The sequence below is a fragment of the Mesorhizobium sp. RSR380A genome (assembly GCF_054719385.1).
Window position 1 is genome coordinate 1415120 of sequence record NZ_JBTTIB010000001.1, and the last position, 12643, is coordinate 1427762.

At 63.4% G+C, this 12643-nt stretch carries 10 protein-coding genes; 7 read left to right on the forward strand and 3 right to left on the reverse strand.

Annotation, left to right across the window (positions count from 1 at the left end; genetic code table 11):
• The first annotated feature begins 556 nt into the window (after positions 1-556).
• Positions 557-874, forward strand: coding sequence for a hypothetical protein (locus tag ACYG9Z_RS06795; protein WP_023724937.1), 318 nt, complete (start codon positions 557-559; stop codon positions 872-874).
• 37 nt (positions 875-911) lie between these two features.
• Here the strand turns inward: ACYG9Z_RS06795 and ACYG9Z_RS06800 are convergent, their stop codons facing one another.
• Positions 912-1544, reverse strand: a complete 633-nt coding sequence (locus ACYG9Z_RS06800) for a hypothetical protein (protein WP_156931477.1) — start codon at positions 1542-1544, stop codon at positions 912-914.
• Positions 1545-1830: 286 nt separating this feature from the next.
• Here ACYG9Z_RS06800 and ACYG9Z_RS06805 point away from each other — a divergent pair, with 286 nt between their 5' ends.
• The 3 genes from ACYG9Z_RS06805 (at position 1831) to ACYG9Z_RS06815 (ending at position 3955) form a co-directional block, all read left to right on the forward strand.
• Positions 1831-2346, forward strand: coding sequence for a hypothetical protein (locus ACYG9Z_RS06805; protein ID WP_023751228.1), 516 nt, complete (start codon positions 1831-1833; stop codon positions 2344-2346).
• 101 nt (positions 2347-2447) lie between these two features.
• A complete protein-coding gene (locus tag ACYG9Z_RS06810) occupies positions 2448-2942 on the forward strand; it encodes a YegJ family protein (protein WP_023751229.1) in 495 nt (164 codons plus the stop codon).
• An 11-nt stretch (positions 2943-2953) separates the two neighbouring features.
• Positions 2954-3955: a serine hydrolase domain-containing protein gene (locus ACYG9Z_RS06815; RefSeq protein ID WP_023691556.1), complete on the forward strand. Its 1002-nt coding sequence runs from the start codon at positions 2954-2956 to the stop codon at positions 3953-3955.
• A 28-nt stretch (positions 3956-3983) separates the two neighbouring features.
• Here ACYG9Z_RS06815 and ACYG9Z_RS06820 read toward each other — a convergent pair whose 3' ends face one another.
• Both ACYG9Z_RS06820 and ACYG9Z_RS06825 read right to left on the reverse strand, forming a co-directional pair.
• Entirely contained in the window at positions 3984-4961 is a 978-nt protein-coding gene (locus ACYG9Z_RS06820; RefSeq protein ID WP_023751230.1) for a DUF3137 domain-containing protein, read from the reverse strand.
• 46 nt (positions 4962-5007) lie between these two features.
• Entirely contained in the window at positions 5008-6054 is a 1047-nt protein-coding gene (locus ACYG9Z_RS06825; RefSeq protein ID WP_023751231.1) for a CapA family protein, read from the reverse strand.
• Between the two features lie 146 nt (positions 6055-6200).
• Between ACYG9Z_RS06825 and ACYG9Z_RS06830 the strand changes: the two genes are divergently transcribed.
• The 3 genes from ACYG9Z_RS06830 to ACYG9Z_RS06840 all read left to right on the forward strand — a co-directional run bounded on the left by ACYG9Z_RS06830 (position 6201) and on the right by ACYG9Z_RS06840 (position 12620).
• Positions 6201-7466 (forward strand): hypothetical protein, encoded by a 1266-nt coding sequence (locus ACYG9Z_RS06830; RefSeq protein ID WP_023751232.1) that lies wholly within the window; start codon positions 6201-6203, stop codon positions 7464-7466.
• Between the two features lie 122 nt (positions 7467-7588).
• Entirely contained in the window at positions 7589-10753 is a 3165-nt protein-coding gene (uvrB, locus tag ACYG9Z_RS06835; protein WP_023751233.1) for an excinuclease ABC subunit UvrB, read from the forward strand.
• Positions 10754-11093: 340 nt separating this feature from the next.
• Complete coding sequence (locus ACYG9Z_RS06840; RefSeq protein ID WP_023751234.1) at positions 11094-12620, forward strand: ABC-F family ATP-binding cassette domain-containing protein; 1527 nt, start codon at positions 11094-11096, stop codon at positions 12618-12620.
• Positions 12621-12643: the final 23 nt, after the last annotated feature.

The window sequence follows — 12643 nt, forward strand, 5'->3', positions numbered from 1 at the left end:
GGGCGGGCCGTCTAATGCAACTGGAGTCGAAATTCCGAGCTTTGTGGCAAACGATCCCCGATAATCCCGTTATCCACAGGCTCACGCCCATTCCCCAAAACCCTTACCCGGCGTAAGTTTAACCCATCTCAGGCGGCTACCGATCGCCACGCCGAAAGGCAAAGCGAAAAGGCGGATTTCCTGAGGCCCGTACGGCCCGAAGCGAGAGCAGGCTTGCTTGTTCGAGGGACGGATGCCGAGACCTACGGGGCCGCGGAAAGCGTGCGAACGCCAACGGCGGACCGATGCTGCCATGAAGGACGGCGAAAACCTTCGATGGCGCGCTGGGCGAAGCTCGCAAGGGTGGAGCACGGCGTGGTCTGGAACGGGCACTGCCCTCGGGCGGTGACTGGCAGGACCGTCAAAATCAAGGCCGGCATGGCGCGACGACTTTACGGAAGTTGCTGCCGCGACCGTGTCCTGATCTGACAGGGAGGCGCTGGGAGAAATCCCGGCGCCGACTGTCTTTTGGGCTAAGGGTCCAGTCGGCGAAGCGACGCGTGAAGAAGCCGATACTTTGCTGGAGCGCGATTTCGGCGCTGACGGCACCATCTTCATCACCAGGCGCGATCAGCAATTCACCGACATGATCCCGCGCCTGATCGACAGAGGCGTGTCCTTCGTCGAGATCGGTGGCAATGACGCGATCATGCTCACCGTGCTTTCGGCGGCAGACTTCGCTCCGCCCGAAGGCGCCCGGGCGCTGTTCAGCCAACCGTTTCCGATCGATCCGGCCACCCGTCGCACCGGGCTGATCGTCGCCGTGCGCAAGCTGCACATCGTGCTGCCGGCGCTGTTCGAAGCAGGCGCGAGGCTTGAGCGCGTCTACAACTGAAGCCGCGCCCTGCACGCGGCCTGCCCGGCGGGCCGAGCTACTTCTTCGGGCCGATGCCCGGGACCAAATTGAGGCCAGCGTTTATATATTCCGGCCGTATGGCGCCGCTGATGAGCGTGAAGGTGGCGAGCATGATGCTGGCCAGCGCACCGTCATGCCATGGCCTGAGGGCCAGCGCGTTGACGGCATAGGCCCAGAATGGGAAGGCGAGCATCGACATGACGATGTTGGCTCCCGGAGCCTCCGCATTGTCGGCTGAATCGCTGACCGATTTCAGATACACCGGCGTCATCGCCAGCGCGACGATCAACATGATCCATGAAATGGTCCAGACGCTGATACCGGCCATTTCAATCTTATAGATGGCTGCCTGCACCTTACCCGGAATGTCCCCCGGATTGCCTTTGGTCTCTTCCGCCACCGCATCGGTCAACGCCTTGGCAACCGGCTGCTCAGTGGCATTGACCAGGATGGAGTTGACGAAGATGAAAAATGCCACGACTTCGGCAGGCACGTACTTCGCAACCCGGTCGAGATAGCCGTCGCCGCCTTTCGATCCTTGATCTTCTTGCTTGTCATCGTCGACGCCGAGCGGAGCATCGCCTGGAATGCCCTCGAGCGTTGAATCCCTTTTCGGCACAGGCTCGGCGGACCGGACAATTCTTCCCATGACAAACCCCTCCTATATTGTTGTATCGCCCCGTGAGTATCGTAGTAGAAAACCGGGCCAAGAAACAGTTGTCGCGGCCATAGCCGACAAGATTTATTCAGGCTTCTTCCTGCAAATGCATCACGCCCCCGCCATATCTGCTACCGGGTGTCTCGAAATCCACCTATAGTGAGCCGTACCCGAAAAACGCATCCCCCGGCTCATCGCGTGATCGCGGCCAAAATCCCGCCTTGTTCGCGCGCGATGGAAGGACTGGCTGCCGGGGGGCAATCCGAAGGACAAGACCGTGCTCAAGACCGCCCTTGTCGCCATGACCATTGTCGGCTGCGACTGCGACGCCAAGCTTTGCGAATATATCGGCGAGACGCCGGCGAAGTGGGCGACCATCGCCGACTGCGAAGCGGCGATGAAAAGCCAGATGCTGCACCAGAAGAACTTCGACTATCCGCTGGTCTCCGGCATATGCCGCAGCAAGGGGTCGGCGTCTTCTTCGCAACTGGTGGCGGCCGCATCCCGCCCAGAACTGAAGCCGGCCAGCCGGAATGTCCAAACCCCGTTGCCGCCGGAACTGAGCCATCGGCCGAGCGTTCCCGTCGGCTCCCCGACGACGGCCATGGAGGCAGCAGCGGTACGGCCCGTCGCCTACGAGCAAGTGGTCGATGGCGGAACAGGCGTGCTCTACCGCACCAGGAACGGCTACGCCGTGGTCAAGACAGATCTCGGCCGCGTCGCGTCGGCAACGGTCGGCATTGCCAAGCGGTCCGCGAACTGGCTGGCAGGGCTGGTGCCGAGCGGGTTGTGAGCGGCCTGCCGTTCGGACCATACCACGCTGTCGCACTGCCGTTGAAAACTCCAGGTAGATGCATGATGGTGTCAGGCATCGACACGCAGGAGCGCCATTTCATGAAGCATGCAGTTCGAACCGTGCTGTCCCTGGTGCTGGCGTTGGCGCCGGTTCCGGCCGGTGCGCAGGATTCCGGCCAGGGCGGCGACAAGGTTGTAGGCGTCGCCAGGGACGATCCGGACATGGCGGCGGCCATTGCGCAGGCGCGCGCCAGCCTCGATGAATTCCTGTCCTTGTCGGATGCGCCGCCAGCCGGGACAACCAGCTACAAGTTGAAAGTCGAGGTCAGGGACGGAGACGCCTCGGAGCATTTCTGGATCATCCCCTTCCACAAGACCGCGACCGGATTTGCAGGAACATTGGCCAATGAGCCGCAAGCGGTGCACAATGTCGTGGCCGGCCAGGAACTCGAATTCAAGCGGGACGATATTTCCGACTGGGGCTACACCAGAAACGGTCGCCAGGTCGGGAGCTTCACCGTCTGCGTGATGTTCAAGACGATGGCGCAAGAAGACGTCGAATATTACCGCCAGAACTACGGCTTCGACTGCTGAGGCGCGGCGACATGAAAGGGGCTGAATATCCCGGCGAAAAATGGAACGTCGTATCGGCGGCCGATGCCGGATGGAACGTCGATCTCCTCGCCGAGGCGAAAGCAGCGGCACGGCAATTTGGTTCGATAGCGTCTGTGGCCATCCATCGCGGATCTGTCGTCGCATCCAGCGGTTCGGCCTCGAAAAAAGTCGTCATCCGCTCGGTCCGCAAAAGCCTGCTGAGCGCTCTAATCGGCATCGAGGTCAAGCGCGGACGCATTCGTCTGGACAACACGCTGGGCGAGCTCGGCATCGATGATGTCGCGCCGTCGTTGAGCGAAGCCGAAAAGCAGGCAACAGTCGGCGATCTCATCAAGGCTCGGTCCGGGATTTACCACCCGGCGCTCGCCGAATCCGAACAGATGAAAGCCGACCGGCCCGTCCGCGGCAGCCACCCCAGGGACAGCCACTGGTATTACAACAATTGGGACTTCAACGCCCTTGGCACCATCTATGAGAGGGCAACCGGCCGCTCCGTTTTTGACGGCTTCCATGCCGACATCGCCGTCCCGCTCGGCATGCAGGATTTTCACCCTGACGACGGCGCGTATTTGCGCGGCCCCGAATCGGAGCACCCCGCCTATCATTTTCGCATGACCGCGCGCGATCTTGCCCGATTCGGCCTTCTGTACCTGCGCAAAGGCAGCTGGCGCGGCACGGAGATCGTGCCGCGGGCGTGGATCGAAGACAGCACAAAGGCTTATTCGATCACTCCAGACGGAAGCGGCTATGGTTACATGTGGTGGACGACCGGCCGTGATGGCGAAGCCCAGTCCGAAGCCACCGTTCTTCGCAATGCGGATTTGCCCAGGGTTCGCTATTTCGCCCATGGCGGTTTCGGTCAGATGATCGGCGTCTTGCCGGCAGCCGAACTGGTAGTCGTCAATCTCGCGGTCAGCCGCTCCAGATCCGCCGAGGAGCAGCGCAGGCTCGGCGATATTGTCCGCCTTGTCGCGAGAGCCGCACCCGGATGAATGGCGGCTTGTTGCAATCGGGAACTGCCTAGCTTGCGGCCGCCTCGCCATCCGTCGCGCCGATCTTGCGCACCAGCGCCGCGGTCGCCAGGATCGCGCCCATATCGGCGATCATCGGGGCGATGTGCTTGGTGTAATCGAGTGGCACGGAAATGGCGGGCAGTTCGAAGAAATTCTTCGGCTGCGGCAAGAGCAGGAAACCATCGCTGCCTTTAAGTGCCACCCGCGCCGGATCATCGCGCCATGTCTCGTGCAGCCATTTCAGCGCCTGCGCCAACCGGCCGCTCACCAGCGGCTGCGCGGCGGCGACATTGTCGGTGCGAAATTCGTAGTCGCCGTCGAGCAGCGGATCGCCGCTGGACAGTTCCTGCATCTTGCCGGCGAAGATGCCGCGGAAGAAACCGACCACCGCGTTGCTGCGGCGCGTCGCGACCAATATGCCGGGGAACGGCGCGATCGTCTCGAACGCAACGATGACGCCCTTGAAGACCGTCGACGAGCCTTTGCCCGACCCTTGGCGCAACTCCGCCTCGTAGAGCTCGAACGGAAAATCCTCGTAGCGGCCTGATACGATGTCGTCGAAGCTCTGCCGGTTGAAGGCGCCGACCACGGCGCGCGGCAGCCGGTCGAAGGAATTCGGCGTCACGCTGTGCTGATAGCGCACATCCCTGATGAAGCCGAAGATGATCGGCAGCAGCGTGTCACGGAACGATTGCTGCAGCCGCGTCGCCGGCCTGATCGCCAGGAAGTACAGCAGCAGCGCCGCGAAGAAACCGCCGGCATAGAGGAACACATGCGGCGTCGAGAACCATTGCTCGTTCAAGTCGGCGACCTTGTTGAACAGCCAGGCCACCAGCACGACAAAAACCAGCAGCAGCCCCAGAAACACCGGCACCCGCCAGCGCACCTGGCGGCAGGCCGAAGCCCGTCCAGCCTCATAGATCTCGATATTCTTCCTGATGCCGGCGACCACCGCTTCATCAGGCATGAACTCAGCTGCTTCCATCGCCCCCTCGCAAATTCCTATTATACCTATGATAACGGGAAAGTTGTCAGTCGCCAAAGATCGCCTTCAGCCTGGCCTGGACCTTGCCCTTCACCCGGCCAGTCAGCGCCTCGACCGGAACCAGCCGCTCATGCCCGCCTGCGCGCAGCCGCATGAAGGGATGCATCCGGTACCCGGCGATCGCACCGCGCATGCCGAGATCGGCGCTGACATCGACGACGAAAATGCCGGCGATGCGGCCGGGCCAGGGCTGCCGCGCCAGCGCCGTGCCGAGGAAGTCGCCAAGCCCGTAAGCCACGAGCGTCTTGCCGACCCATTGCACCGGCTGCACGACATGGGCGTGGTGCCCGGCAATCAGCCCGACGCCGTGACCGGCCAGCAACCTCGCCAGCGTTTGCGTTTGCGGCTGCGGAAAATGCCGGAACTCCCAGTCCCAGTGCGGCACCGCACAGGTGAGATCGATGTTCTTGTCGGCCGCGCCTCTCGGCCATGCCGCCGGATCGCCTTGCATCGAGACAAGCTCGGTGAATGGCCCGGCGTCACCATTGCGCCACAGTGTGAAGGCGGCAAAGCCGATCGTCAGCGGCCCGGCCTTGACCTGCTCGACCGGTCCTTTTTTCGCGGTGCCGATGGTGCGGATTCCAAGCCGCTTCAACGCCGCAACGGTCTCGTCGAAACCGGCGACGCCCTGGTCGAGCACATGGTTGTTGGCCAGCGACAGCACGAGCTTTTCACGCGCGATGCCTACGGCGGCAAGCGCCGCGGCAAGAAACCGCTCGCTCATCGCATGGTGCGTGCCAAGCCGCGTGCCAAACGCCACGCTCGGCCGCTCGACGACCGGACTTTCGCAATTGCCGATCACCAGATCGGCTGAGCCCAAGAGCTTTGCGATTTCCGGATCGCACTCCGGCGCACTACGGTTGGCCACCGCCGAAATATCGCCGACAAAGGCCAGCCGCACCTTCCGCCCCGGCGGCGGATCGATGATCGTCGTCGCCGCCCTCGGTGCAAAATCCCTGACATCGCCGCCGAGAGACGGTTTCAGGAAGCGCGGCAGCCATGACAGTTTGTAGGAAAGCGGATAATTCGACACGCGACGCCCAATCGTTTGCCCAATCGGTTAGCTTGTGTAGACGGTCTGCTCGGGAAGTGTCGACCGTCAGTCCTTGAAACACTGCCGCCGGCAGACACGGCGCCAAATGCGTGTAATGTCTGCGCATCGCATAGTGGAGGGATGAGATGACACGTTTTGCAGGCCTGCTGGCGTCCGCCTTCCTCCTGTTGCTGCCGCTATCTTCGGCCCGCGCCGCCGCGCCCGAAGCGGCAACCGCTTTGTTCGAGGCCAAAACGGTGACCGAGCGCAACCGTGCGCTCACAACGCTTGAGTCTGCAGCGAAAGGCGATCCGGCGTCAGCCTATGCCGCCGGCGCCGGCGAATTCTTCACCGCGCTGGAAATCCTCGCCGGCGGTCTGCACCGCCACGGGTTCGAAAGCCCGCAATCCTTCATGCTGCCGCTGATGCGGCTGCCGATTCCGGACAATCCCGATCCCGAACCGCTGACCTATGAGCAGTTCCGCGCCATTCTGGTCGCCTTCCGCGACCGGCTGGAGACATCCGCGGCCACTCTGGGCTCGGTACCCGCCGATGCCGATATCGGCATGGTCGTCGACCTCACCCATGCCGGCATCGATCTCAACGAAGACGGCGCCATCGCGCCGGATGAAAGCATGGCCGCCATCATGGCCTCGCTGTCGCGCGGCGGTATCTCGTCGGACGGCGCCGCTTCCTCGCTCACATTCCGCTTCGACCGCGCCGACGGTTTCTGGCTGCAGGGCTATGCCGAATTCCTGATGGCGCAGGCCGATTTCTGGCTGGCGCATGATTTCAGGACCATGTTCGACGGCTCGTTCCACATGCTGTTTCCGCGCGCCAAACTGCCGCTGCAGGACATTCTCGTGCCTCCCGCCGGCGACATGGGCAGCAGCATCTTCTCATCGGAATGGCGCATCGCGGATTTCATCTCCATGGTTCACCTCGTCAACTGGTCGGTGGTCGAGCCCGAGCGCCGTCAAGCGGCGCGCCGCCATCTGCTCGAAATCATCCGGCTGTCGCGCGAGGACTGGAAGGCGATCCGCGCCGAGACCGACAATGACCGCGAATGGCTGCCGGGACCGCAGCAGAAGGGCGAGAACCCGCTCACCGGGCTCGAAGTCGGCGAGGAGCAGGTCGAGGCCTGGCTCGCCACTCTGACCATGGCCGAAGACCTTTTGGAAGGCCGCAAGCTGCTGCCGCATTTCCGCATCACGGCCAGCACCGGCCAGGGCATCAACATGAAGCGTTTCTTCGAAGAACCGAAGCCTTTCGACCTCGTGCTGTCGATTACCGGCCCGGCCATCGCGCCCTACCTCGAGAGCGGTGAGATCGTGACCAGCGGCGAGTTCGACCAGATCCAGCGCCAGTTCGGTGGCGGTGGGTTTTTGACCTTCGCGCTGTGGTTCAATTGAGCAGGCGGCCTGGCTTCGCGTAACACAGCTCCTGACACCCTTGTGTCAGGAGCTTCGACCCGCTTAGCGCCCTTCGCCACTGCACTCTTTCCATTTTGGCGGACTCTGCCCATATTTGGGGCATGGCCAAACTCCCTGACAAAAAGACACCGTCTCCGGCGGGTGACAACGGCGCTTCGCCGCCGAAGCGGCGCAGCCCGCTGACCGATTTCCTCGATGCCTCGGAGCCTCTGCACAGAGGCGGCTTCGCCGAGGCGCCGCAGGCCGACTTCACCGGCGCGCCGCTGAGCGGCTCGATTGCCGACTGGGCCGAGCAGATCGAGCAGGAGGCCGAGAAGGAAGGCCGTCTCACCGGTAAGAGCGATGGTAGATCGCCAAAGTCCGCGAAAAAGATCCCGGAGCGGTCCGCTGCGCCCGGCCGCAGTTCGCGCGGCACCTCGATGGGCGGCGCGGCCACGGCCCGCGAACGCACCGCAGCCGGCCTCAATCCGGTCGCCGGCCTCGACATCTCGCTGGAAGACGCCGAGACCATGGCCTCGGGCAGCGTCACCGCCACGGTCGCGGCGCTGTCGGCGCTGATCGAATCCGGCAACCCCTTGCACAAGGACGGCGTGCTGTGGACGCCGCACCGCCCTGCCCGCCCGGAAAAATCCGAAGGCGGCATCGCCATCAAGATGGTGTCGGATTTCGAGCCGGCCGGCGACCAGCCGACCGCCATCAAGGATCTTGTCGAGGGCGTCGATAACAATGACCGCACGCAGGTGCTGCTCGGCGTCACCGGCTCCGGCAAAACCTTCACCATGGCCAAGGTGATCGAGCAGACGCAGCGCCCTGCTTTGATCCTGGCGCCCAACAAAACGCTGGCCGCGCAGCTCTATTCCGAGTTCAAGAAATTCTTCCCCGACAATGCGGTCGAGTATTTCGTCTCCTATTACGACTACTACCAGCCCGAAGCCTACGTCCCGCGTACCGACACCTTCATCGAGAAGGAATCCTCGATCAACGAGCAGATCGACCGCATGCGGCATTCGGCGACCCGCTCGCTGCTCGAGCGCGACGACGTCATCATCGTCGCTTCGGTGTCCTGCATTTACGGTATCGGCTCGGTCGAGACCTATACGGCGATGACCTTCCAGATGCAGATCGGCGATCGGCTCGACCAACGGGCGCTGCTCGCCGACCTCGTCGCCCAGCAGTACAAGCGCCAGGACATCAATTTCGTGCGCGGCTCGTTCCGCGTGCGCGGCGACACGATCGAAATCTTCCCGGCCCACCTTGAAGACCGCGCCTGGCGCATCTCGATGTTCGGCGACGAGATCGAGGCAATCACCGAATTCGATCCGCTCACCGGCCAGAAGACCGGCGAGCTGAAGAGCGTCAAGATCTACGCCAACTCGCACTACGTGACGCCGCGTCCAACGCTCAACCAGGCGATCAAGTCGATCAAGGAGGAGCTCAAGTACCGGCTGGTCGAGCTCGAGCGCGCCGGCCGCCTGCTGGAGGCACAGCGGCTCGAACAGCGCTGCCGCTTCGATCTTGAGATGCTGGAAGCCACCGGCTCCTGCGCCGGCATCGAGAACTATTCGCGCTATCTCACGGGACGCCAGCCGGGCGATCCGCCGCCAACTTTGTTCGAATATATCCCCGACAATGCGCTGGTCTTCATCGACGAAAGCCACGTCACCGTGCCGCAGATCGGCGGCATGTATCGTGGCGACTTTCGGCGCAAGGCGACACTGGCGGAGTATGGTTTTCGCCTGCCCTCCTGCATGGACAATCGCCCGTTGCGCTTCGAGGAATGGGACGCCATGCGTCCGCTCTCCGTCGCGGTTTCTGCGACACCCGGCGCCTGGGAGATGGAACAGGCCGGCGGCGTGTTCGCCGAGCAGGTCATCCGCCCGACCGGCCTGATCGATCCGCCGGTCGAAGTCCGCCCGGCGAAAAGCCAGGTCGACGATGTCGTCGGCGAAATCCGCGACACCACGGCCGCCGGCTACCGCACGCTGGTCACCGTTTTGACCAAGCGCATGGCCGAAGACCTGACCGAATATTTGCATGAGCAAGGCGTGCGCGTTCGCTACATGCACTCCGACATCGACACGCTGGAGCGCATCGAGATTCTGCGCGATCTCCGCCTCGGCGCTTTCGACGTGCTGGTCGGCATCAACCTGCTGCGCGAAGGCCTCGACATTCCTGAATGCGGTTTCGTCGCCATCCTCGACGCCGACAAGGAGGGCTTCCTGCGCTCCGAGACGTCGCTGATCCAGACCATCGGTCGCGCCGCCCGCAACGTCGACGGCAAGGTCATCCTCTATGCCGACCAGGTCACCGGCTCGATGGAGCGGGCGATGGCCGAGACCAACCGCCGCCGCGAAAAGCAGATGGAATGGAACGCGGCCAACGGCATCACCCCGGAATCGGTGAAGTCGCGCATCTCCGACATTCTGGACTCGGTCTACGAGAAGGACCATGTCCGCGCCGATATCTCGCAGTTCACCGACGGCGCCGGTGCGATGATGGGCAACAATCTCAAGGCTCATCTCGACGCCATGGAAAAGCAGATGCGCGACGCCGCCGCCAATCTCGACTTCGAGAAGGCCGCCCGCTTCCGCGACGAGATCAAGCGGCTGCGCGAGATGGAACTGTCCATCTCGGAAGACCCTCTGGCCAAATACGCCGACATGGAAAGCCCGGTCTCCGGCCGCGAGAAGGGCAAGCACAACAAGGGCGTGGCCAAGCACCGTACGGCTGAGGAACAGGAGCGTTTTCGCAAGTTCGACGACGCACGCGCGGCTGAAGAGGCGGCCAGGGCTGCCCGGTCCAACCTCTTCCGCAAGCCGGCGCTCGACGAAATGGGCGCCGACGGCGCCGTGCCGGTAAAGAAGCCACTGTTCGCCAAGCCCTCGATCGACGACATGGGCCCAGGCACCGACATGCCGACACCGGCCGGAGCGGTATCGCGCTCGCTGTTCAAGAAACAGTCGGCCGAAGAGGCGCACGGCTCCGACTTCGGCATTCCGGGCGACGCGACTAGGCCCCTGTTCAAGAAGAACTCACTGGACGAGATGACGGTTCGGCGGACCGAAAAGCCGGTCGAAGGAAAAATGCCGGCCAAGCCCCAGCCAATCTCCCCCCAGCTGGGGGAGATGTCCGGCGGGACAGGCGCGAAGGATCGCGACGCCAAGCCAATGATTCGCCAGCGCGCCGGCATCGGCTCCTACGAAGACCCAGGCGACGCCCGCCGCGAAAAGCGCCGGCCGGGCAAGACGGGACGGCCGGGGAAATAGCACCTCTTCCCTTCTCCCCTTGTGGGAGAAGGGAAGAGCGCTCCACCACCGCCGCATCCGTCGCCCACTTGCCTCCACCCCCGCCTTTGGTGTAATCGCTCCACACACTCAAAGTTTTGTCTTGAAAGGAGGGCTGCGTGTCTATCGATCACCATCGTCAGCGTGGCCCGATTTCTGCCCTGCGAGTTCGCTTGCAGGGCTGACCAGGGACATCACGGGTTTTTTCCCGTTTCGATTTTTTGGTCTGCCCTTCGTGGTGCGCAAAGCTGAGCCTGATGGCCGGCAAGCACACCGTCAAAGTGCATCCGGAGTTGTCTCCGGCGAGACCAGAGAAATCACAATGGCCCTGATCAGCCTCAAATCCCTCGGTGTCACCATGAGTGCGCCGCTGTTTTCCAACCTCGATCTCACCATCGGCACCGGCGACCGGCTCGGCATCGTTGCCGCCAATGGCCGCGGCAAGTCGACCTTGCTCAAATGCCTGACCGGCGCGCTGGAGCCGACCTCGGGCGACATTTCTCGCACGCGCGGCCTGCGTGTCGGCCATGTCGGGCAGTCGGTTCCGCCTGCCCTTCTTAGCCGCACCTTCCATCAGGTGGTGGCCGATGCCTTGCCGGCCGAGCAGGCCGACAGCGAGATGTGGCGCGTCGATGTGGTGCTGGATTCGCTCGACGTGCCCGAGCCGATGCGCGAACGGCCGATGCAGGCGCTGAGCGGCGGATGGCAGCGGCTGGCGCTGATCGCCCGCGTCTGGGTCACCGATCCGGATGTGCTTTTGCTCGATGAGCCGACCAATCATCTCGACCTCGCCAAGATCAGCCAGCTGGAAAGCTGGCTGATCGCGCTGCCCCGCGAGGTGCCGGTGGTCATCGCCAGTCACGACCGCGCCTTTCTCGACGCCGTCACCAACCGCACGCTGTTCTTGCGCCCGGAGGACTCGCCGGTGTTTGCACTGCCCTATTCCAAGGCCAGGCAAGCGCTCGACGACCTGGACGCTTCGACGGCGCGCCGGTTCGAGCGCGACATGAAGGTGGCGCAGCAGCTGCGCAAGCAGGCCGCCAAGCTCAACAACATCGGCATCAATTCCGGCAGCGACCTTTTGACGATGAAGACCAAGCAACTCAGGGAACGGGCGGAGAAGCTGGAAGACGCCGCGGTATCGGCGCATCGCGAGAAATCGGCCGGCGCGATCCGGCTGGCCAACCGCGGCACCCATGCCAAGGTGCTGATTACGCTGGACGACGCCGCGGTGGAAACGCCGGACGGCATGCTGCTGTTCAAGACCGGCAAGCGCCACATCTGCCAGGGCGACCGCATCGTGCTGCTCGGCCGCAACGGCGTCGGCAAGTCGCGTTTCGTCGAGCTGATCCGCAACGCCATCGCCGAGCCGGACACGGTGCCGAACGTCAAAGTGACGCCGTCGACGGTGCTCGGTTACAGCGACCAGGCGCTGGCCGGCATCAGTGGCGACGAGACCCCGCTGGCCCTGGTCTCGCACCGCTACGATGTCGGCGAGCAACGCGCCCGCTCGCTGCTCGCCGGCGCTGGCGTGGTCATTGAGATGCAGGAGAAAAAGATCGGTGTGCTGTCCGGCGGCCAGAAGGCGCGGCTGATGATGCTGGCGCTCAGGCTCACCCACCCCAACTTCTACCTGCTGGACGAGCCGACCAACCATCTCGACATTGACGGCCAGGAAGCGCTGGAGGAGGAACTGCTCAAGCACCAGGCGAGCTGTGTGCTCGCCTCGCATGACCGCTCCTTCATCCGCGCCGTCGGCAACCGCTTCTGGCTGGTCGACAAGCGGAAGCTGACCGAAGTCGAAGACCCCGAGGATTTCTTCCGCTCGGTGGCTGAAACGGTGGGCTGAGGAACTACCACCATGGGCCGCAC